19 protein-coding genes are annotated in these 23,300 nt (G+C 44.2%); 7 read left to right on the forward strand and 12 right to left on the reverse strand.

Annotated elements, in window-relative coordinates:
• Positions 1-181 precede the first annotated feature (181 nt).
• Positions 182-766 carry a 5'-deoxynucleotidase gene (gene yfbR / locus VTAP4600_RS09295; RefSeq protein WP_102522544.1) on the forward strand — a complete coding sequence of 195 codons (585 nt, stop codon included), beginning with the start codon at positions 182-184 and terminating at the stop codon, positions 764-766.
• A 77-nt stretch (positions 767-843) separates the two neighbouring features.
• On the forward strand, positions 844-2,178 hold the full coding sequence (locus VTAP4600_RS09300; RefSeq protein ID WP_102522545.1) for an anti-phage deoxyguanosine triphosphatase: 1,335 nt from the start codon (positions 844-846) through the stop codon (positions 2,176-2,178).
• Between the two features lie 7 nt (positions 2,179-2,185).
• On the opposite strand, the gene VTAP4600_RS09305 is transcribed toward VTAP4600_RS09300, so the two are convergent.
• Positions 2,186-2,821 (reverse strand): tRNA-uridine aminocarboxypropyltransferase, encoded by a 636-nt coding sequence (locus tag VTAP4600_RS09305; RefSeq protein ID WP_102522546.1) that lies wholly within the window; start codon positions 2,819-2,821, stop codon positions 2,186-2,188.
• Between VTAP4600_RS09305 and rrtA the strand changes: the two genes are divergently transcribed.
• On the forward strand, positions 2,720-3,403 hold the full coding sequence (gene rrtA / locus VTAP4600_RS09310; protein ID WP_102523951.1) for a rhombosortase: 684 nt from the start codon (positions 2,720-2,722) through the stop codon (positions 3,401-3,403). The two genes, VTAP4600_RS09305 and rrtA, sit on opposite strands and share 102 nt — an antisense overlap.
• 541 nt (positions 3,404-3,944) lie before the next feature.
• Here rrtA and VTAP4600_RS09320 read toward each other — a convergent pair.
• From VTAP4600_RS09320 to tig, 7 genes are all read right to left on the reverse strand, one after another.
• A complete protein-coding gene (locus tag VTAP4600_RS09320) occupies positions 3,945-4,202 on the reverse strand; it encodes a ComEA family DNA-binding protein (protein WP_415239687.1) in 258 nt (85 codons plus the stop codon).
• A gap of 170 nt (positions 4,203-4,372) precedes the next feature.
• Positions 4,373-6,235, reverse strand: a complete 1,863-nt coding sequence (gene ppiD, locus VTAP4600_RS09325; RefSeq protein WP_102522549.1) for a peptidylprolyl isomerase — start codon at positions 6,233-6,235, stop codon at positions 4,373-4,375.
• 172 nt (positions 6,236-6,407) lie between these two features.
• A complete protein-coding gene (locus VTAP4600_RS09330; protein ID WP_102522550.1) occupies positions 6,408-6,680 on the reverse strand; it encodes an HU family DNA-binding protein in 273 nt (90 codons plus the stop codon).
• A 195-nt stretch (positions 6,681-6,875) separates the two neighbouring features.
• Positions 6,876-9,227, reverse strand: a complete 2,352-nt coding sequence (gene lon / locus VTAP4600_RS09335) for an endopeptidase La (RefSeq protein WP_102522551.1) — start codon at positions 9,225-9,227, stop codon at positions 6,876-6,878.
• A 114-nt stretch (positions 9,228-9,341) separates the two neighbouring features.
• A complete protein-coding gene (clpX, locus tag VTAP4600_RS09340) occupies positions 9,342-10,622 on the reverse strand; it encodes an ATP-dependent protease ATP-binding subunit ClpX (RefSeq protein WP_102522552.1) in 1,281 nt (426 codons plus the stop codon).
• A 126-nt stretch (positions 10,623-10,748) separates the two neighbouring features.
• Complete coding sequence (clpP, locus tag VTAP4600_RS09345) at positions 10,749-11,375, reverse strand: ATP-dependent Clp endopeptidase proteolytic subunit ClpP (protein ID WP_102522553.1); 627 nt, start codon at positions 11,373-11,375, stop codon at positions 10,749-10,751.
• A 105-nt stretch (positions 11,376-11,480) separates the two neighbouring features.
• Positions 11,481-12,782 (reverse strand): trigger factor, encoded by a 1,302-nt coding sequence (gene tig / locus VTAP4600_RS09350; RefSeq protein ID WP_102522554.1) that lies wholly within the window; start codon positions 12,780-12,782, stop codon positions 11,481-11,483.
• A 453-nt stretch (positions 12,783-13,235) separates the two neighbouring features.
• Between tig and VTAP4600_RS09355 the strand changes: the two genes are divergently transcribed.
• From VTAP4600_RS09355 to VTAP4600_RS09365, 3 genes are all read left to right on the forward strand, one after another.
• On the forward strand, positions 13,236-15,011 hold the full coding sequence (locus tag VTAP4600_RS09355) for an ATP-binding protein (protein WP_102522555.1): 1,776 nt from the start codon (positions 13,236-13,238) through the stop codon (positions 15,009-15,011).
• Between the two features lie 55 nt (positions 15,012-15,066).
• Positions 15,067-16,404, forward strand: a complete 1,338-nt coding sequence (locus tag VTAP4600_RS09360; protein WP_102522556.1) for a sigma-54-dependent transcriptional regulator — start codon at positions 15,067-15,069, stop codon at positions 16,402-16,404.
• A 513-nt stretch (positions 16,405-16,917) separates the two neighbouring features.
• Complete coding sequence (locus VTAP4600_RS09365) at positions 16,918-18,213, forward strand: HAAAP family serine/threonine permease (protein ID WP_102522557.1); 1,296 nt, start codon at positions 16,918-16,920, stop codon at positions 18,211-18,213.
• Between the two features lie 213 nt (positions 18,214-18,426).
• On the opposite strand, the gene VTAP4600_RS09370 is transcribed toward VTAP4600_RS09365, so the two are convergent.
• From VTAP4600_RS09370 to VTAP4600_RS09380, 3 genes are all read right to left on the reverse strand, one after another.
• Positions 18,427-19,788 carry a TRAP transporter large permease gene (locus tag VTAP4600_RS09370; protein WP_102522558.1) on the reverse strand — a complete coding sequence of 454 codons (1,362 nt, stop codon included), beginning with the start codon at positions 19,786-19,788 and terminating at the stop codon, positions 18,427-18,429.
• A 3-nt stretch (positions 19,789-19,791) separates the two neighbouring features.
• The gene (locus VTAP4600_RS09375; RefSeq protein ID WP_102522559.1) at positions 19,792-20,463 is read right to left on the reverse strand and encodes a TRAP transporter small permease; all 672 of its coding nucleotides are present in this window, start codon (positions 20,461-20,463) and stop codon (positions 19,792-19,794) included.
• Positions 20,464-20,542: 79 nt separating this feature from the next.
• Positions 20,543-21,538, reverse strand: coding sequence for a TRAP transporter substrate-binding protein (locus VTAP4600_RS09380; RefSeq protein WP_102522560.1), 996 nt, complete (start codon positions 21,536-21,538; stop codon positions 20,543-20,545).
• A 370-nt stretch (positions 21,539-21,908) separates the two neighbouring features.
• On the opposite strand from VTAP4600_RS09380, the gene VTAP4600_RS09385 reads away from it, so the two are divergent.
• Positions 21,909-22,316 (forward strand): thioesterase family protein, encoded by a 408-nt coding sequence (locus VTAP4600_RS09385; RefSeq protein ID WP_102522561.1) that lies wholly within the window; start codon positions 21,909-21,911, stop codon positions 22,314-22,316.
• 1 nt (position 22,317) lies between these two features.
• Here the strand turns inward: VTAP4600_RS09385 and VTAP4600_RS09390 are convergent, their stop codons facing one another.
• Entirely contained in the window at positions 22,318-23,241 is a 924-nt protein-coding gene (locus tag VTAP4600_RS09390; RefSeq protein WP_145958573.1) for a 4'-phosphopantetheinyl transferase family protein, read from the reverse strand.
• Positions 23,242-23,300: the final 59 nt, after the last annotated feature.

Genomic DNA, 23,300 nt, shown 5'->3' on the forward strand with positions numbered 1-23,300 from the left:
AAATGAGCACAACCACACTCTCTTTGAGTCGTGGCGACAATTAAGCGCGGCATTTTAACAAACACCGCAAAAAAAGACAGCATCATCACCATTCCAGCCTTTTACAATAATTCTGCGCATAAGTTGTTATCGATGAAACAATCACTTAACCTTATGGTTACGAGTTATACAAGGAGGTCGTATGGCACACAGTCATTTTTTCGCTCATCTCGCCCGCATGAAACTCATCCAACGCTGGCCATTGATGCGTTCAATTTCTAAAGAAAACATTTCCGAGCATAGCCTGCAAGTGGCTTTTGTTGCTCATGCACTTGCCATCATCAAAAATAAGAAATTTGGCGGTAATGCCAACCCAGAACGTATTGCCATTCTTGGCATGTATCACGACACCAGTGAAGTGCTCACAGGCGATCTACCCACACCGGTCAAATACTACAACCCAGCCATCGCAAAAGAATACAAAATCATCGAAGCCGCGGCTGAACAAAAGCTTCTCTCTATGCTGCCTGAAGAGTTTCAAGAAGACTTTGCTCCTTTTTTAGTGTCTTCTAAAGCCAATGAAGAGGACGCGCGTATTGTCAAACAAGCCGATAGCCTGTGCGCATACCTGAAGTGTTTAGAAGAGCTTTCAGCAGGTAATCACGAATACGAAAAGGCAAAAAAACGCTTAGAAGCCACGCTAAAAGAAAGAGAAACACCGGAAATGCGCTACTTTCTAGAAACATTCTCTGAAAGCTTTAAGTTATCCCTAGACGAGATCAGCTAACTAATTGTAAAGTCGGGATTATAGCGGTAGATAGCGTCACTACAGGTCTACACAATAATCGCGTAAAAGGGGTTCCGATGGATATGACCAAAAAGAAGGTTTGGCAAGCACGAAATAACAATGAACATGTTATGAGGCGTGATGATCACCGAGATCCTTTCCAACGCGACCGTGCTCGGGTTTTACACTCTGCAGCGTTTAGGCGCTTACAAGCGAAAACTCAAGTTCACGGAACAGGCACGAACGACTTCCACCGAACTCGCCTGACCCACTCACTAGAAGCCGCTCAGTTAGGTTCGGGGATCCGTGCCCAACTCAAACGCAAGCAACCTGAATTTTCTGACATCTTGCCATCAGCCAGTTTGATGGAAGCTTTATGTTTGGCGCACGATATCGGTCACCCGCCGTATGGTCATGGTGGTGAAGTCGCACTCAACTACATGATGCGTGATTTTGGGGGCTTTGAAGGTAATGCTCAAACTTTTCGTATTGTCACTCGACTAGAACCCTACACGCCTGAGCACGGCATGAATCTTACTCGCCGGTCAGTTTTAGGCTTACTGAAGTACCCCGCCTTTATAAGCCAAACTCAATCACTATTGCGCCCAGAACCCGTCGCGCATCAACGTCAGTTGAAAGCGCATGATTGGCTACCGGCCAAGGGAGTGTATGACGCCGACAGCGATTTACTTGATTGGGTATTAGCTCCTCTCAGTAACCACGACAGACACCTGTTTTCGACCATGCGAGAATCAAATTATTCGGATTCAGAACACAAGAAAACGCGTTTTAAATCTCTCGATTGCTCCATCATGGAGTTGGCCGACGACATTGCTTACGGCATCCACGACTTAGAAGACGCCATCGTGTTAGGCATGGTCACTCGAAATCAATGGCAGGAAAGCGCAGCGAGCCAATTAGCGGAATGCGGTGACTCATGGTTTGAAAGTAACATTCAACAAATCAGTGAAAAGCTCTTTTCTAGTGAACACTATCACAGGAAAGATGCGATCGGCAGCATCGTAAATGCCTTACTCACCAGTGTAAAAGTCGCCCCTTTACCCAATGCTAATTTTGATGAAGTGCTACTCAATTGGAACGCATTTTTAGACCCTGAAATGGAGCAAGCACTGGAGATATTCAAACAATTTGTCAGTCAATATGTGATTCAAATACCACAGGTTCAAATTGTTGAATACAAAGGCCAGCAGATCGTAATGGATTTGTTTGAAGCCTTAAGCGCAGACCCCGCAAGGCTTTTACCCGATACCACTAGAGAAAAATGGTTCAGTGCACAGCAAGAAAGCCAGGCAAGCGGCATGCGAGTGATCAGTGACTACATCTCGGCCATGACCGACGGTTACGCACAACGATTACATCAGCAACTATTTTCCGCCTATTCGCCCTATTAGCCTTGATCTACTCTCTACCAGAAAAGTGCTTGGCCCTTAATTCTGCCGGAATGTGGGCCATTTGCTTATCGACCATTTGATCAAACGCATCGATAAGAGGTTGATAATCTGTCTCTCCATCGAGGAGAGTCAAAACATGAAAACCCGCCTCAACGGTGGATAAACTGTTCGCTGACGGCGCTTTTCTCATGCGATAATTACCCGATAAATCTTCTGGTAACGCGATGCATGGCAATGAATGTAAGTTGGTAGAAAGTTGCCACATTTTATAGGCTTTTTTCCACGTACCATCTAATAAGATCACACGCCATTGTGTTGATTGCCCCAACGGGTGTTGATTTTTCTGTTGCATCGCTATCAAATCTTCAAGAGCGGTACTCGATTCACCAGGGTACAGAACTAACGTCACCACGCCCTCTTCAGCCAGTAACTCGTTCAGTACTTTGTCTTCACTGAAGTTTTCTCCAACCAATATTTGGCTATTAGCCAGCGATAACTTCAAGATACGCGCCGTTCCTTTAGGTTGGTGTGCTTCGCTTGAATGCTGAAGAATGATAAGCTCAATCTCCGATTCAATCGGCGTAATCAAACAACAGATACACATTTTTGTGGCTTTACCACATTGAAGACAATATCGATACATGGAGTGACTTTGTACCCTTTGTTAATAGTAATCAGCCTAGTGATGACACTAGCTCAATGGCCCGCATTACAACCTTTCATCACTTGGGATGCAAGCCTTATTGCAGGCGGACAATGGTGGCGATTACTTTCTGGAAACTTCACTCACACTAACCTTATTCACCTTGGTATGAACACCGCAGGTCTTTGGGTTATTGCGTTCTTCTTTCGCTCTATCGCACAACCTAAAGAGTGGTTAGCCGTATTGTTGGCCAGTTCGATACTGATAGGAGTGACATTACTAGGCAGTGACATCCAAGTTTACTTAGGCTTATCAGGTACATTGCATGGATTATTCGCCTATTATGCCCTCAAAGAGTCTTTAAGCGGCCGTAATTCAAGTTGGCTACTGATAGCGGGTATTTTGGCGAAAGTCGCTTATGAGTGTCTTATAGGAGCACCAGAAAGTACGGCGAGTATGATTAACGCTAGAGTAGCGACAGAGGCGCATTTAGTTGGGATGCTAGCTGGGTTCGCCTTAGGGTTACTGAACCATAAACTAACACCGCGCACCGTTAAGCAGAGTAATACCGACAACAGGTAAGTATTTAACATCATAGCTAACTCTACGCTGACCATTTGAAATAAGATTGAACTACAATAGCAGCCTCTTTGCTTCTACTTATGGCTCTGAATTAATGACCGACATCAACAACACACCTCATGAAAACAACGCATCATGGCAGAAACCTTTTTTACTCTGTTTTGTATTTTTGATGATTGCGTTGCAATTCGTAGCTTACGGTAACGGAAATGAAGCCGTTGGGTTCCCGTTCAATTTCTATTCGTATAATACCAAGTTTGATACCCACCACTTCTTCGCAGTGAGGTTAGCATCAAGCCTGTTGTTCTGGCTTGTTTTGTTCACCAGTGGATATACATTCATACGCTTTTATACTCGCAGAAAAAAGCAATCTGACTAATTTGTACATGATACAAATTAGTCAGATACGAATGCGCTGTGATTAAAATAGACGTTCAACGACAGCAACAAGCATCTACGTAGATAAGCTCTCAGTATTCTAGGGGGGCTCTGGAACTCACTACACCTTAACCGGCAGCACATTCGATTGGCAGCAAGCTTACTACAGCTTTATTCGACCGCGGTTTTTCTCGACGGTTGCTAAGCCAATCCCTTTTACATTTGCCAGTTCTTCTGCAGTTTTAAACTGACCGTTCGCTTCTCGAAATTCGACGATTTCATGCGCTTTCTTCTCTCCGACACCTTTTAATAGAATCGCTAGCTCTTCTGCATCGGCGGTATTAATGTTAACGGTGATCTCGATACCTTCATGCTTACTTTGTGTTGTGGTTTCCGCTGCTATACCTAATTTAGGCACCATAAAAGCGAAACTAGCCATAAGTAGTGCGATCAGTATTTTCATCTGTATTCCCTTTTTAGTAATGAAAGCCGCATACTCCCAACAAAAGAACGCTGATAAAAATGTAGTTTGCTAAAAACAAAACAGGCCGCATAAGCGGCCTGTTTTAATTGCATGTTTCTCTCGGTAAATTACTGAGCGGCATCCAATACGTAGTACTCGATATCAGCATCCGCACGCAAGGCGTTTAGCGTTGCTTGAAGATCTTGTTGAGTATTAGTACGAACTAACTGAGCACCGATTTGCGCTGTATAAGCTGGCTCTATTTGAGACGCAACACCAGACAACTCAACAACAACGATGTTGCCTTGCATGTCTTTCGCTTGGCCGTAAACTTTGTCACCTTCAGCTGGCTTCGCCATAGCGAAAACAGTGTTAGCAAACTCATGCCCACGATCAATGGTTTCAACGTCGCCAAAGCTCAATTGGTTAGCTTCTAATGCTGTTTGTGTGCCCGCTCTAAGCTCGCTGACTAGCGTTGAAGCCAATTCAATAGCTTGTTGCTCGCCTTTCTTAGAAGCCAGCGCAGAAGTCGCCTGCGCCTTCACGTCTTCTAAAGGAAGAACAGACTCATCACGGTAATCATCAACACGAACGACGATAACGTGCTCAGGTGCCACTTCCACCACTTCTGAGTTAAGACCTGTGTCTTTTACTTCAGAGTCTAAAATGGTTTGCATTACCACTGGGTTTAGTAGCAGTTCAGGCGCATCAACTTCAGAGATAAAGTCGGTATGTGCAACTTTATGACCAATCGCTTCTGCTGCGTCATCAAGAGAGTCTGGGAATTCAAATGCTACGCGCTCTAGTTCCGTTTGCAGTTCGTAAAAACGCTCTACCGCTTGAGTATCAATCAGCTCTTGTTTGATTTCAGCGGCAACCGCTTCAAATGGCTGAGCTTGTGGCTCTTTTAGGTCATCAAGTTTAATGATGTGGTAACCAAAGTCTGATTTCACAAGGCCCGTTACATCACCCGCTTTCTCGATAGCAAAAGCTGCGTCTTCAAATGCTGGATCCATCACGCCACGTTCGATCCAATCTAGTGAACCACCTTGCTCTGAACTGCCAGGATCTTCAGAGCGAGTTTTCGCAAGCTCAACGAAATCTGCACCCGCATTAAGCTCATCAAGCACCGATTGAGCTTTTGCTTCATCGTCGCCGATGATTAAGATATGACTTACTTGGCGTTGCTCTTTGGTTGAGTATTGGTCGATGTGTGCTTGGTACTGAGCTTGTACTTGCTCGTCAGTCACTTTAACTTGTGATTTTAGCTCTTGCGCCGACAACTCAAGGTACGCCACTTTTAGCTGTTCAGGTCTTGTGAACTGAGCGGCATTTTGTTCGTAGTACTCTTTCACTTCTTCGTCGGTCAGGCTTACTTTTTCGCTGAACGTTTTCAGGTTAAGTGACAAAGAACGAATATCACGAGTTTGACCAATAAGCTTACCTTGTTCCGCAACTTCGCTAGGAAGGCTAAACTCACTGGTTTGCAACGCAGACACTAGCTGATTGCGCACTTCATCACGACGCAAGTATTCGGCAAAGCTTTCAGGGCTAAAACCGGCACGGCGTAGTGCAGAAGCGTAAATTTCTTGGTCGAATGCACCACCGCTTTGAAACTGTGGCATTTCTAGAATCATAGCGCGAATTTGGTCGTCGCTGATTCGTAAACCCATTGCCTGAGCATGTTGCTCAAGTAAAATATCGTTGATCATTCGATCAATGATAGATTTACGGAATGACTGAACGTACTGAGGGTCACCAAGTAGCGTCGAGAAGTAATCACCAAGTTGAGATTGCATTCTGTTGCGCTCATTTTGGTACGCTTGCTCAAATTCACCACGGCTAATTTCTGTATTTCCTACTTTCGCCGCTGCATTGTTGCTCGAACCTAAATAACCGCTCACTCCCGTAAATACGAAAGAAAGAATGATCAAACCTAGGATAATTTTTACCGCGATGCTGTTTACGCCTTCGCGCAATCGCTCCATCATAATCTAAATACTCTCTAAAATTACGCCGAACGGCGAGTCGCTCTTGTGAGCGGAATGCGATTGATGATATCAGAAAAAGAAATGCGCACCAATTTGATGCGCATAATTCAGATACTTTTGGCAGATTTAGCTGCCAACTTATAACTATTTGCTGTTGTTTTAAACAATCAGCTTAGTTACAAGCGTCTTTAAGTGCTTTACCAGCTTTAAATGCAGGTACTTGCGCTTCAGCGATTTGGATTTCTTCGCCAGTCTTAGGGTTACGACCTGTGCGAGCTGCACGAGTACGAACACTGAAAGTACCGAAGCCAACTAAAGCCACTTGATCACCAGATTGTAAAGTGTCGCTCACTGAGTCAATGAAAGCATCTAGAGCGCGACCAGCTGAAGCTTTAGAGATGTCTGCGTTCTCTGCAATTTTTTCTACTAGTTGTGTTTTGTTCACTTGATGTTCCCCTTTACTACTACCTGTATGATTTGGCAGTATTCGTTCCGTTAAAAAAAATCTAATTATTTTTAGACCACGCCTTATAAATAAAGGCGTCGTCCTTGGTGAATTAACTTAGCGCCCTAAAAAAACGCTGACAAGCCTTTTAGGGCCTGTCAGCGCGATTCTTTTACTTATTTTTGCTACACGTCACTATTTTGCAGACTCTAAAGCCACACCGGACGGGTCGTTAGCCAATGCAATGGTCAATACTTCATCAATCCATTGAACTGGTTTTACAACTAAATCAGCAATAACGTTGTCTGGAATCTCTTCTAGATCACGTTCGTTTTCTTTTGGAATCACGACTGTTTTGATGCCACCACGATGTGCAGCAAGCAATTTTTCTTTCAGGCCGCCAATCGGAAGTACTTCACCACGTAGGGTAATTTCACCCGTCATAGCCACTTCAGAACGAACCGGATTACCCGTTAAGCTTGATACCAATGCAGTACACATTGCGATACCTGCACTAGGGCCATCTTTCGGGGTTGCGCCTTCAGGAACGTGTACGTGAATATCGCGCTTTTCGTAAAAATCGGCATTAATGCCCAATTTTTCTGCACGCGCTCGTACAACCGTCATTGCCGCTTGAATCGATTCTTGCATAACGTCGCCAAGTGAACCCGTTTGGGCTAACTTGCCTTTGCCTGGCATAGATTCAGTTTCAATCGTTAGTAGATCGCCACCCACTTCAGTCCAAGCTAAGCCCGTTACTTGCCCTACTCGGTTACTGTCATCAGCTTTACCAAAGTCGCAACGCTGAACACCTAAGTAATCTTTTAGGTTGTCGATATTAACCGTCACGCTCTTAAGCTCAGAGTCGAGTAAGATATTCTTCACTGCTTTACGGCAGATTTTTGAAATCTCACGCTCTAAGCTACGTACACCCGCTTCACGCGTGTAGTAACGAATAATGCCGATGATCGCGGAGTCTTCAATCGTGATCTCATGCTCTTTAAGGCCGTTGCGTTGAATTTGCTTAGACAACAGATGGCTTTTCGCAATGTTTAACTTCTCGTCTTCTGTATAGCCAGAAAGACGAATCACTTCCATACGGTCCAGTAGCGGCCCCGGAATGTTCATAGAGTTCGACGTTGCAACGAACATAACATCAGACAGATCGTAATCGACTTCTAAATAGTGATCGTTAAATGAATTGTTTTGCTCAGGGTCAAGCACTTCCAACAAGGCAGAAGCCGGATCGCCACGCATATCTGAAGACATTTTGTCAATTTCATCAAGCAAGAACAGTGGGTTCTTCACTTCGACTTTTGACATCTTCTGAATCAACTTACCCGGCATAGAGCCAATGTAAGTGCGGCGGTGACCGCGGATCTCTGCTTCATCACGTACGCCACCTAGAGCCATACGAACGTATTTACGACCCGTAGCCGAAGCAATAGAGCGTCCTAAAGAGGTCTTACCCACACCAGGAGGCCCAACAAGACATAAGATAGGCCCTTTTAGCTTGTTGATTCGGTTTTGAACGGCGAGGTACTCTAAAATGCGTTCTTTAACACGCTCAAGGCCGTAGTGGTCTTCGTTAAGTACTTCTTCCGCTTTTGCTAAGTTCTTTTTCACCTTCGAGCGTTTAGCCCAAGGTACGCCAATCATCCAATCGATGTAGCTACGAACCACTGTTGCTTCTGCCGACATAGGCGACATCATTTTCAGTTTCTGTAACTCTTGCTCGGTTTTTTCACGAGCTTCTTTTGGCATTTTAGATTCTTCAATCTTAATCTTTAGCGCTTCAAACTCATCAGGAGCATCGTCCATCTCACCCAGTTCTTTTTGGATGGCTTTCATTTGCTCGTTCAGATAGTACTCGCGCTGAGATTTTTCCATCTGCTTTTTAACGCGACCACGAATGCGTTTTTCAACTTGCAGCAGATCGATTTCTGATTCCATCTGACCCATCAAGAACTCTAGACGTTCATTGACTTCAGTGATCTCGAGAACTTGTTGCTTTTCTTCTAGCTTAAGCGGCATATGCGCAGCGATGGTATCCGCTAGGCGCGCTGCTTCATCGATGCCATTTAGTGAAGTCAGTACTTCAGGTGGGATCTTTTTATTCAGCTTAATAAAGCCTTCAAATTGGTTAATAGCGCTGCGAACAACAACTTCTTGCTCACGCTCATACAGTTCAGGCGTTAATAAATATTCTGCGTCAGCAACAAAAAATTCATCTTCTTTGAATTTATGAATTTTAGCGCGCTGTTGGCCTTCGACGAGTACCTTCACAGTACCATCTGGTAGCTTAAGCAACTGCAAAATCGTGGCGACTGTACCAATTTCAAATAAGTCATCAATTGATGGCTCATCGGTGTCAGCTTGTTTTTGAGCAACTAACAATACTTGCTTGTTGGTATCCATTGCAGATTCAAGGCAACGGATTGATTTCTCTCTTCCAACAAACAGAGGAATGACCATATGTGGGTAGACCACAACATCTCGTAAAGGTAATACGGGAATCTCGATACGCTCGGAACGTTCCAAGTTCATACTATTCTCTCTTCCGTTTCTGCTTATGAGCAGTATATGGGGGCAATTGGCGTATATTCAACGAGATAATAAAAAAAAAGGAGGCAAAAGCCTCCTTAGTTTAATAATTGTGAATTACTCTGCGCCGGCGGCCTGATTTTCAGTGCCGTTGTAGATAAGTAGCGGTTCAGATTCACCGTTAATTACGGAATCATCGATAACTACTTTGCTTACATCAGTGCTTGATGGAAGCTCATACATCGTCTCTAGAAGTACACCTTCTAGGATAGAACGCAAACCACGAGCACCTGTTTTACGGTCCATTGCTTTCTTAGCAATCGCTCGTAAGGCATCCTCGCGGAATTCAAGTTCAACATCTTCAATATCGAACAGTGCTGCGTACTGTTTCGTCAATGCATTTTTCGGCTCACAAAGAATTTGGATAAGTGCTTCTTCATCCAACTCTGTTAGCGTCGTTGTGACAGGAAGACGACCGATAAACTCTGGAATCAATCCATATTTAACGAGATCTTCTGGCTCAACCTGCATGAACAGTTCGCCAACCGTTTTGGTTTCATCTTTAGAGCGAACTTCCGCGCCAAAGCCAATACCAGAACCTGTTGCTGCACGTTGCTCAATCACTTTATCTAGCCCAGCAAATGCACCGCCACAGATAAATAGAATCTTAGATGTATCAACTTGAAGGAATTCTTGTTGTGGGTGCTTACGTCCGCCTTGCGGTGGAACCGACGCCACAGTACCTTCAACTAACTTAAGCAATGCTTGTTGCACACCTTCACCAGATACGTCACGAGTAATTGATGGGTTTTCTGCTTTACGAGAAATCTTGTCGATTTCATCGATGTAAACAATACCGCGCTCAGCTTTCGCTACGTCGTAATCACATTTTTGCAGTAGCTTTTGAATGATGTTTTCAACATCTTCACCCACATAACCGGCTTCGGTTAGTGTGGTTGCATCTGCCATTGTGAAAGGTACGTCTAGGAATCTTGCCAACGTTTCTGCAAGCAAGGTTTTACCACTACCTGTAGGGCCGATAAGCAAAATATTACTTTTACCTAGCTCAACACCTTCAGCAGTAGTGTCACCGTTACGCAGACGTTTATAGTGATTATAAACCGCAACAGCTAGCACTTTCTTAGCATAATCTTGACCAATCACGTAATCATCTAGATGGGCACGGATCTCACGAGGCGTTGGTAACGCTGTAGATTCCTTTTTAGGCAACACATCTTTGATTTCTTCGCGAATAATGTCGTTACATAGATCGACACATTCGTCACAAATATATACGGATGGACCTGCGATTAGCTTGCGAACTTCGTGCTGGCTTTTGCCGCAGAAAGAGCAATATAGCAGTTTACCACTACCGCTCTCTTTGCTTTTATCTGTCATTCGCTAACCTCTTTAGCCTTTTTCATTCTGGTTTGAGTGTATAACACTTTTGTTCAAAATGCGCCTGCATCTTTGAATACAGGCACCTTTTGCAATAATAGGTCGGGCTTTATTATGCCCTAGATATTATTTAGCGTTGCGTTCCAAAATGGAATCCACCAAACCGTATTCCACAGCCTGATCCGCAGACATGAAGTTATCGCGGTCTGTGTCTTGCTCAATCACTTCTAGCGGTTGGCCAGTGTGTTCAGCAAGTAATTTATTTAGTCGTTGCTTGATCGTTAGGATCTCTTGCGCGTGGATCTGAATGTCAGACGCTTGGCCTTGGAAACCACCTAATGGTTGGTGGATCATCACGCGAGAGTTAGGCAATACATGACGCTTACCTGGTGCACCACCAGCTAGCAAAAACGCGCCCATTGAACAAGCTTGTCCCATACATACTGTGCTCACGTTTGGCTTGATGTACTGCATGGTGTCATAGATAGACATACCTGCTGTTACGCTGCCGCCAGGAGAGTTGATGTATAGGAAGATGTCTTTGTCTGGGTTTTCTGACTCAAGAAACAGAAGCTGCGCCACAACAAGGTTTGCCATGTTGTCTTCAACTTGACCTGTAAGGAAGATGATACGTTCCTTAAGCAGACGAGAAAAGATATCGTAAGAGCGCTCACCACGGGATGTTTGCTCTACTACCATAGGTACTAGCGCATCAATAATTGGTGACATTGCATTTTTTTCTTGGTAGCTCATATTCTTATATCCCTAAAATAAAATGGCCCGAATGATTTACTCACACGGACCATTGTTAGCAGAAGAGTTAAAACAAAGTCAACTGTCTACACACAGAAACCTGAGTTATGCAGGTTGTTGTGCATTCATAAGCTCGTTAAAGCTTACTTCTTTGTCAGAAACTTGTGCTTTAGCGATGATTGCATCGATCGCTTGCTCTTCTAGCGCAACGTTACGCATGTTGTTCATCATTTGCTCGTTTTGCTCGTAGTAAGCAATAACTTCTGATGGATCTTCGTAAGCAGTAGCCATCTCTTGGATGATTGCTTTCACTTTCTCGTCGTCAGCTTTTAGCTCTTCAGACTTGATTACTTCACCTAATAGTAGGCCAACCACTACGCGACGTTTAGCTTGCTCTTCGAAAAGCTCACGTGGAAGTTGCTCAGCAGCTTCTGGGTTGCCGCCAAAGCGTTGTGCAGCTTGTTGACGTAGAGTAACGATCTCTTGGTCAATAAGAGCAGTCGGAACGTCGATGTCGTTCTCGTTTACTAGACCGTCAAGAGCTTGCTCTTTGATGCGGTTCTTAACTGCTTGCTTAAGCTCACGCTCCATGTTCTTACGTACTTCAGTTTTAAGACCTTCTAGGCCATCTGTAGCACCGAACTTAGCAACGAATTCTTCGTTTAGCTCTGGAAGCTCACGCGCTTCAACTTTGTTTACTTTAATAGCAAACTTAGCTTCTTTACCTTTTAGGTTTTCAGCGTGGTAATCTTCTGGGAAGTTTACGTCGATTTCAAATTCCATGCCCGCTGTTTTACCAGTGATGCCGTCTTCGAAACCAGGGATCATACGACCTTGACCCATTTCAAGTGGGAAGTTTTCAGCTTTGCCGCCTTCAAACTCTTCACCGTCGATAGAACCAACGAAATCGATAGTTGCACGAGAACCTTCTTCAGCAGCTGCGTCTACTTCTTTCCAAGTAGCTTGTTGCTTGCGAAGTGTTTCGATCATTTCGCTTACGTCTTCTTCTTTAACTTCAACAGCTGGTTTTTCAACTGTGATGTTTTCTAGGCCTTTAAGCTCTAGCTCTGGGTATACTTCGAAAGAAGCAGCGAATACTAGATCTTTACCTTCTTCAGTTTCAACTGGAGTGAAAGTAGGTGCGCCCGCAGGGTTGATTTTTTCTTTAACGATCGCTTCGATGAAGTGACGTTGCATTACTTCGCCCATCACGTCTTGACGTACTGCTTGGCCGTACATTTTCGCAACCATTTTCATCGGCACTTTGCCTTTACGGAAACCATCGAAACGACGGTTTTTTGCGATGTTACGTAGTTCAGCCGTTACCGCATCTTCAATGTTAGAAGCAGGAACAGTAATAGTAAGACGGCGCTCTAGGCCTTCTAGAGTTTCAACAGTAGCTTGCATTATATTTAAACCTCAAAACTGGCTCAGATTAACTGAGCGTATGAGCCGTTCACATCAAATGATCACGACTTCATCATTTATGTACCCCAAGTGAGCACATACATACAAATTGAGCACCATCAGCCTCAAATAAGACTAATGAACTATTCAGCGATTTCTTCTGCACACATACCTAAATAGGTGGCCAAAGGAATCTCCGATTAGTCTCAGAACGAAAAAATAGACGCGACATTCTAGCGATATGCACTTCAACTGTCGAGCCAAGTCCTAAATTCCCAACGAAATGACGTTAGTTTCCTGAGAAATGGGGACGATACATGGCTTTTCAAGGGAAATAATCCCTTTTTTTCAGAAAAAAACGAAAAAGAGATCCCAGTCTTGTTTTGATAGGATTAATTGGTAACTTTTTGTGCGGCATTTAATCTAGAGGCTAAATGATAAAAGGAAGTTGTCATGGCTGTACGCAAGCGCGTTTCAATGGTTTTTTTTGTGATCTACTTCATCAGTATGTTCATTGTTACCAGCTGGGTTTGGCAATCTGGTTATCAGCAGCTCAGCGATAATGCACTTCAACAGGCCGAACAACTTAACAGTCATCTGTCGAGTCAACTCGATAAATACGCCTATATCCCTCAACTGATGTCAAAAGACAGAGAGTTGATTGATGCATTAATTAAACCAAATAACAGTGCACAGCTAGATATTACTAACCGCTACTTAGAGCAAGTAAATCAAATTATTGGCGCTTCAGACACCTATCTAATTGATAAAAATGGCACGACTATTTCGGCCAGTAATTGGGCTAATCCACGCACTTTTATCGGTCGTAATTTTGCTTTTCGTCCCTACTTTCAAAAAGCCATTAATGGACAAAAAGGGGAATACTTCGCTCTTGGTAGCACGTCAGGAAGACGAGGTTACTACTACGCCTACCCTATTGTGTATGGCGCCAAGACGCTAGGAGTCATCGTCGTAAAAAAAGAGCTCTCTAACATTGAACAAAACTGGACCAATAAAGAGAGTTATTTCGCGGTCACCGATGAAAACAACGTTGTGTTTATGTCTAATCGTAAATCTTGGCTGTTTCATAGTTTAATTCCACTCAGCATTGATACTAAGATTAATATTGCAGAAAGCAGGCGATATCTTGAACGAGAAATTGGCTCATTAATGCTGTCCGGCGATCTAGACAGCACGAGCAGCGAAATAGCCCATAGCATTAACCCGTCTTGGAACAATCAATACCTTAGCGCCCATCAACCCATGGACAATATCGATCTTACGGTGCGTGTACTAACGCCAAAAATTCAGCTTATGTGGAGCGTAGCAGCGATAGCTTCAATTTATACGCTAATATTCGTTTTGATGTACCTTAGCTACGTTGTTTACATCCAGCATAGAACGAAACAAAAGCACATCGAAAGAATCCAAGAAGATGCGAAACACAAATTGGAATTTCAAGTCATGGAGCGTACCGCCGAACTCCATCATGAAGTAAAGGTCAGGACGGAAACCGAACACACGCTACGTCAAACTCAAGACGAATTGATACAAGCTGCAAAACTCGCCGTACTTGGCCAAATGTCTGCCAGCATCAGTCATGAACTGAATAACCCATTGGCCGCGATTAGAAGTTATGCCGACAACGGGAAAGCCTTCCTTGAGAAAGGAAAACCTGAAAAAACCAGCGAAAACCTAGTTCGTATTTCGGCCCTAACCGAGCGAATGGCCCAGATCAGTAAACAGCTAAAAGCGTTTGCTAAGAAGTCCAATGCGAATGAGCTCGTTGATGCGCAAATATTCCCACTGATTATCGCCGCGAAAGAGCTGCTTAAAGCTCAGATAAAAAACCAACAAGTCGATCTACAACTTAACATTCAAACTGAATTGATCCAGACCAAGGTCAATCCGATTCAACTTGAGCAAGTACTGGTAAACTTGCTGTCTAATGCGATGCAAGCCATCGAGCACCAATCCATTAAGCAAGTCATCGTGTCACTGTCTCAATTAGACGATGAAATTGTGATACGTATAGAAGACAACGGGCCCGGTATCGCGCAAGATCATCTTAGCCGCCTATTTGATCCTTTCTTTACCACCAAACAAAACGGTTTGGGGCTCGGTTTGTCGATTTCTCAGCAAATCGTTGAAGGAATGAATGGGACGCTAACCGCGAATACGAGTGCCATTGGAGGCGCTTGCTTCCAAATTACGTTGCTTAAGAACTAGAACTAGAACGACTTAGGCCACAGTAAACGCCATAATTACAAGGATAAGTACCTAAATGTGTCATGTGTTTTTTATTGATGACGAAGAAGATCTCCGCATCGCAATGGAGCAAAGCTTTGAGTTGGCTGAGATTGAAGCCAAGGGCTTTGCCGATGCTGAATCTGCGCTGCTTGCTTTCGACAATGATAACCCTCCGCATGTAGTCGTCACTGATATTTGCTTACCTAACCTTTCAGGCCAAGATTTACTTCGCTCTATCAAACACAAAGATGCCGATATTCCAGTGGTACTGATCACTGGTCACGGTGATATTTCTATGGCAGTGCAAGCCATGCATGATGGCGCTTACGACTTTATCGAAAAGCCGTTTGCCAGTGACCGCCTCATAGACACCGTCAAGCGAGGCATCGAAAGACGTAAACTGACGCTTGAAAACCAACAATTAAAACGCGCATTAAAAGCCAAGCAAGCTCTTGGGCCAAGGATTATTGGTGACACCTCTAGCATTCAAGCACTTCGCGATACCATAAGCCATGTTGCCGACACTAACGCGGATATTCTTTTGTTTGGCGAAACCGGAACAGGCAAGGAATTAGTGGCTCGATCTCTTCATGAGCAAAGTGGTCGAAGAGAACAAAACTTTGTTGCCGTAAATTGTGGTGCCGTGCCAGAAAACCTAATCGAAAGCGAGCTTTACGGGCACGAAAAAGGCGCATTCACTGGAGCAGAAAGTCGAAGGGTTGGCAAGTTTGAACACGCCCAAGGAGGCACACTTTTTCTTGATGAAATCGAGTCAATGCCGATGCAAGCACAAATCAGGCTGTTACGGGTATTACAAGAGCGTAGCTTAGAACGTGTTGGCTCAAACCAAGCTGTTGAGCTAGATATTCGCGTCATCGCTGCCACTAAAGTCGATTTAAAGCAAGCCGCTAGCGAAGGAACCTTTCGTCAAGATCTCTATTATCGATTAAACGTCGTAACGCTAGATCTGCCTCCTCTTCGCTCACGTAAAGAAGATATTCCGGGTTTATTCCATCACTTTTTGTTGGTTGCCGCAGCTCGCTATGGCAAAGCAGCAACCTCATTACCCGCCAGTGATCTACAGATCCTACTTGCTCATAATTGGCCCGGAAATGTACGAGAATTACGTAATGCAGCCGAACGCTTTGTCTTACTGGGTAAATTAATTCAATTAGGTGATGCCAATATTGCCCAACCGCAACAAGGTCTTTCCGAACAAGTCGCAGAGTTTGAGAAAACTATTTTAGAGCAATGTTTGGCAGACTGTGGCGGTAGCATCAAAGACACCATGCATAACCTTCAATTAGCCCGAAAAACACTGTACGACAAAATGCAAAAATATGGATTAAGTAAGGAAGAATTCAAAAGTTAAACGACGCATAGTGATACTTTGAGGCTTTACGCCCAACAACAAACAAATGGCATTCACTATGAGAATGCCAACCTCCCTTCCAATAGATTCATTCGCCAAATTAATAGTAACGATAAATATATTTCGCTGTAATTGGCGATAAATTCCGCACTCAAAACGTACATTGTTCTGGATCAATAGTTGTACCACGGCATTCCCCCTATACTGCTCGCGTCTCTTGGAATCCACTAGGGTCTATTTAATTAGCGATATTACAGCAGGCACAATTTCAATAGCTTAATGCCGCATGGATACACAACACTGACCACGGAACCGTCACATGAATAGTCGAGACAACGAATTTTCGTTGCTATTCACCTACATTTTCTATTTTTTGTTCCCAAATAAAATTTGATTGCAGTGTTTCAGCATTGCGCCTGCTTATTATTCCTTTGCCAATCGGTAAAGCACGGAAGATTTACAATTTGATTCCCTGAAGGCGTAAATACATACCTATTAGAGGAAATGTCTATAATGGACACTGTTAAAAGTAATACTATCGATATCTCACTAGAAGATAACTCCAGCAAATCAACCTGGAGTAAAAGCGACACGATTTGGGCTCTTGGCCTTTATGGTACGGCCGTTGGTGCAGGTACTTTGTTCTTACCAATTAATGCGGGAGCTGGCGGTTTGATCCCGCTGCTCGTCATGACAATACTCGCGTTACCTATGACATTTTTTGCCCACCGTGGGATGACTCGCTTTGTCCTTTCAAGCTCTAACCCTGGGGCAAACATCACTGAAGTCGTTGAAGAACACTTTGGCATCGGAATGGGGAAAGTCATTACCTTACTGTACTTTTTTGCTATCTACCCTATTTTGTTGGTTTACAGCGTAGCACTGACCAACACGGTAGAAAGCTTCATGATCCAACAACTGGGTGTTGAACCTCCGACTCGTGCTTTGTTGGCATTAATGCTAATTGTTGCGCTTATGGCGGTTGTCCGTTTAGGTGAGCAACTGATCATTAAAGCAATGAGCGTATTAGTCTTTCCATTTGTCGCCGTACTCCTCATGCTGGCTCTTTACCTCGTGCCACATTGGAGCGGTACGATCTTCGAACAAGTGATCCCGACAGGTGGCAGTTTCACCAGCGTTTCAATGGCGGTATGGCTTATTTTACCCGTCATGGTGTTTTCGTTTAACCACTCTCCTGTTATCTCTTCTTTCGCCGTTGCGAAGCAAAAAGAATACGGTGAGAGGGCCGAAAAACAGTGTTCTAAGATCCTCGCTATTGCACACGTAATGATGGTCGTAACTGTGATGTTTTTTGTATTCAGTTGCGTACTCAGCTTATCACCCGCCAATCTAGCGGAAGCCAAGGAGCAGAATGTTTCAATCCTGACTTACTTAGCCAATCATTTTGAAACACCAGCCATCGCCTACGCTGCTCCTGTTGTCGCTATAATTGCCATCACAAAGTCTTTCTTAGGTCACTACCTAGGGGCAAGCGAAGGCTTAAACGGCCTGGTGATCAAAATGGCACGTAGTAAAGGTAAAGAAGTCCCGGAAAAGGCACTCAACTCCTTTACAGCACTGTTCATGCTCGTCACAACGTGGTTAGTCGCGACGATTAACCCAAGTATTTTGGGCATGATTGAAAGCCTAGGCGGCCCAATCATCGCCATGTTGCTGTTCATCATGCCAATGTACGCAATTAAAAAAGTTCCAGCTATGCGCCAATATTCCGGAGCTATCAGCAACGTGTTTATCGTCATCATCGGTATGATCTCTATTTCAGCTATTTTCTACTCCCTAGCGCAGTAAAACAAAGGCGGAGGGCGTGAGGCAGAAGGCTACAGGAAAGCCCCCCGTTACGCCTTAAGCCTTAAGCCTGAACCAAAAAAGCCCTGCGGGGGAGGCAGGGCAATACGGAGTTTAGGAACATCGTTATTATTATTTTGCTTCAGGGAAACATTCTGGCTAAGAGCAGCATTGGGACAAGCTGCTCTTAGCACTACTTTCCTTCGTTTAGCTTTGTTATTTAGTAATAATTTCCGGCCCCATTAGCGTCGTAGGCAACCAAGTTGAAACCCAAGGTACGTACGTCACGATGATGAGGAATAAGAACATCACGCCAACCCATGGTAGAGCGGCTTTTACCACATTCATCATCGACATTTTCGCAACCCCTGCCGTAACAAAGAGGTTGAGCCCAACCGGCGGTGTGATCATGCCTATTTCCATGTTCACCACCATCATGATGCCCAAGTGGATAGGATCAATACCCAACTCTATCGCGATTGGAAATACCAGAGGAGCAACGATGATCAAAAGACCCGATGGCTCCATAAACTGGCCGCCAATCAAAAGCAGAATATTCACCACAATCAGGAACGCAATTGGCCCAAGCCCGGCCGACAGCATAGATTCCGTGATCATCTGAGGAATGCGCTCTTCGGTAAGAACGTGTTTTAAGATCAGTGCATTGGCAATGATAAACAGCAACATAATTGTCAGCTTGCCCGCTTCAAACAGTGTGTCTTTAGTGTCTTTATGCACAAATGTTTGAACAGCTTTTACGATCGCGGGTTTGGTATTTTCTTTATCCGCAAACGGCCCCATATCTTTATAGATGAAGTTAGCAATGAAAAACGCATACACCGCCGCAACTGCCGCCGCTTCTGTTGGTGTGAAGATACCGCCGTAAATACCACCAAGAATGATGACGATCAGTAACAATCCCCAACTCGCGTCTTTAGCCGCGGCAAACATTTCGCCCCAACCCACAAACGGTTGAGCCGGAATATTTTTCCAACGAGCCGCAATATAGATAGCAATCATCAGCATCACGCCAGCTAATAAGCCAGGGATCACGCCACCTAAGAACATACGGCCTACTGACACATCCGTCGCTGCTGCATAAACAACCATTACGATAGAAGGCGGAATCAAGATACCAAGCGTACCCGCATTACAGATCACACCTGCTGCAAACTCTTTTGAGTAACCATTTTTCACCATACCGGCAATCACGATACTACCGATAGCAACCACCGTTGCAGGAGACGAACCAGACAACGCAGCGAACATCATACAGGCCACAACAGAAGCCATAGCAAGGCCACCGCGGAACCAACCAACCATGGCAATAGCAAAACGAATAATACGTTTGGCCACACCGCCGGTAGACATAAAGCTAGATGCCAAGATAAAGAATGGTATTGCTAACAGGGTGTAGTGCCCAGCAAAAGCATTGAACAAAGTTTGTGCCACAGATGCGAGCGACGCATCAGAGTGCATTAACAGGAATATCATGCTGGACAAACCCAGCGATATGGCAATTGGCACGCCAATCAGCATGAAAGCAATCACCATCAAAAACAAAAATAACATGGCCATGATTTACTTCTCCTTACCTTTGGTATCCAGTGGTGCCATTGCGTCTTCGTCGCTACCTTGTGTCACTTCCGCTTTCAGAGCTTCTAAGCCCTCTTCCGCTTCATGACCGGCAATCATGCGGTCCATTTTTCCGTTGAACACTTGCACTGCAACTTGCAGGAAACGAAAAGTCAGCATCGCCATGCCAATCGGCAACGCCATATAAGGAATAAATCGTGGCATTTTTTCGTAGCGTTCACCTTCGTTTAACCAATCCGACATGAACTGTAAAAACTCCGGCATAGGAATATCATCGGTCTCGTACCACGCTCGCTCACTGACAAACGGATACCAATAGTTCCAAGAACCGATCAAGAGCAAGATAGAGAATGCCAAACATGAGCAAACGGCTACCATGGCATAAGCTTTGCGCCATTTCTCTGAAGCGAGGTTGATGATCACATCAACGCCAATGTGGAAGTGCTTTTTCACACCATAAGAAGCGCCCACCAGCACCATCCATGCGAACATAAATACGGTAAGCTCTAACGCCCACAAAATGTTGTCGTTGAACACGTAACGCGACACAACGTTGGCGAACGTTAATAGGGTCATGGCCCCGAGAAAAAATGCGATAAGGGTTTCTTCTATCGCATCGGTAATTTTTCCGACTTTAGAAAAAAGAGACTGTTCCATGGAATACTCCGCTCTCAAGAACTGTTTTTCATCGTTATAATTAAAGGCGGGACATGCCCGCCTATTAGTTTTGTAATTATTATTTGTTTGAAGCTAAAGCCGCTTCAATAAGATCCGAACCGATGTCTTTTTCAAACTTCTTCCATACAGGTTGAAGTGCTGCTACCCATGCTTGACGCTGATCTGGCGTTAACGTACGAACTTCACCACCCGCTTCAATGATGTTGTTCTTATTCGCCATATTTACTTTTGAAGATTCAGCATTTCGTGTTGCAGAAACCTCCGTAATAATCGTTCCCAATTGATCGCGAATGTCATCGGGTAGGTTTTTCCAGAAGTCGTTCGACGTTACTACTAGGTAATCCAAAATACCGTGATTAGTTTCCGTTACGCCGTCTTGTACTTCGAAGAACTTCTTGCCGTAGATGTTTGACCATGTATTTTCCTGGCCGTCGATAACCTTAGTTTGTAGGCCACCGTACACTTCTTTAAACGACATTTTTTGTGGGTTTGCACCCAGTTGCTCAAACTGCGCAACCAAAACATCAGATGCTTGAACACGGAACTTGAGTCCTTCCGCATCTGAAGGCATTAGCAGCGGCTTATTCGCCGACATTTGCTTCATACCGTTATGCCAAAACGCCAAACCTTTCAGACCACGACGTTTCATCGCATTTTTCAGCTTATCGCCTGCTTCTGAGTTCTGGAAGCGGTCAACCGCTGCAACGTCTTCAAACAAGAATGGCAAATCGAAAATACGGTACTTTTTAGTGAACTTCTCAAATTTTGATAAAGAAGGGGCGGCGAGTTGTACGTCACCATTAAGTAGCGCTTCAAGTACTTTGTTATCATCATAAAGCGTCGAGTTTGGAAATACTTCCATACACGCTTTACCGTTCATCTCTTCGTTAACTCGCTTTTCAAGCAATGAAGCCGCGATCCCTTTTGGGTGTTTATCTGTATTCGTTACGTGGCTGAACTTGATCACCATTTCACCAGGGTCACAGTTAGCAGACGCTTGAAAACTGGTTACAGCAAGAATCGATACCGAAAGTAGAGTAAGAGGCTTTAACATTTTATTTCTCCTTGTTTTTATCATCCAGCGTCCATGCTCTGGCGCCTTGTCTTTCTTATAAGCAATTAGCGCGCCAACAAGTCACATTTATTTAACAAGTCAATAACCACAAGGGTTACAGAAATTTAACCTGAATAGATCCAAGCTAGACATAAGAAATAATGGGTGGGAAATGACACATGAGAAAAAGTCGATTTGGTGGAACTCCACCGAAAAGCGAAAAGCGAAGTGCTAAAACCGAAGTGCTAAAAGCTAAGTGCTAAGTTAACTGCTCTGACTTCGTTTTTAGTATTTAGCTTTTCGTACTTGCTAAGGTAAAGTAGCCACCACTAATGCAATTACCGCTTACTAATATGAGACCAGTCCTAGCATGAGCACCATTTATCACCATCCTGTGCAAATCTACTACGAAGATACCGACCATTCAGGTGTGGTTTATCACCCAAATTTTTTGAAGTATTTCGAAAGAGCACGCGAGCATGTCATTGATAGTGATAAATTAGCGACACTATGGAATGAACACGGGTTAGGTTTCGCGGTATACAAGGCTGACATGACGTTTCAAGAAGGTGTAGAGTTTGCTGAAGTGTGTGATATTCGCTCTAGCGTAGAGCTAGAAGGTAAATACAAAACACTGTGGCGACAAGAAGTTTGGCGCCCAAACGCAATAAGACCGGCCGTTATTGGTGAAATAGAAATGGTCTGTTTGGATAAAGAAAAGCGCCTACAGCCCACGCCTGATTTTATCTTAACGGCGTTTGCCAAGCACACCGACTAAATCAGGATCGCAATGCTGCCAACAACTGGCTAGACTCGAGCCAGTTTGCTTGGATCACTAAATCAAACGGAGTTTCAGTACACAAAGAGACGGCATAGCGGTACTCCTCTCCAATGCGCCCCATACAATTCTTCCAAATTTGCGGTTCATCTGAATTTTCTGAAATACTACCAAGTTGGACCCTTTCTAACAAAATTCCTTCTAACAACGTCGCTTGCGGTAGATCCATTACAGAGACGGGCTGTAATTCCTTCTCAAATCCTTCAAGATTAGAACCGTGTGGTTGAATCGGCAGTTTGCTCTCCAGTCCATTCGACATATCGAAACCAAAGCTATGTAGCGGCGTCGATAGCCCCTTCCCTGTTGCTTTGATATAAGACTCTTTCAATGCCCATAAGTCGAAAAAGTACCGTCTTTGCTCACTCATAGGTAGCGCAAGCAAACGCGTTGATTCATTTTGAGAAAAGTAGTGTTGGTGAATAGCATGAATATCAGTATTTGGGCGAGATTCTTCAATATCTACCCCTAACTTAAGTGTATTGCATCCTCCCGGTAAGTGGTCAAAAGATCCAGATATCACGACTGCCACCAAGAGGTATCCACCACTGTGGCTGATGTTGAAATCCATTCCTGTCTGCTCATATTGTTCATCACATAAATGAGGCTTACCCTTCGATCCATACTTAAATCGCCATTGCTCTGGAGCAATATTCAAATTTGAGCCTCTTGCGCAGTGGGTCAAAATCAATCGTAAATAATTCCGCACGTAGAGCGCTTGTAAACGCGCGTTAGGAAAACGATACCGATCAACTTTCGCCAGTTCGTCTTCATTTAACGTAGAGCGCAATACGGCAAGATGGTCAATACCATCATCCAGAGAGGTAAGAGGACAAAACCACAATTGAACAGTATGAATAGAAGACAAAACAGCAAACCTTTTCACTAACGATATCTGGCCATTTTGACTGGGTTTCAAACCAATTA

The organism is Vibrio tapetis subsp. tapetis, from assembly GCF_900233005.1.
GTDB lineage: Bacteria > Pseudomonadota > Gammaproteobacteria > Enterobacterales > Vibrionaceae > Vibrio > Vibrio tapetis.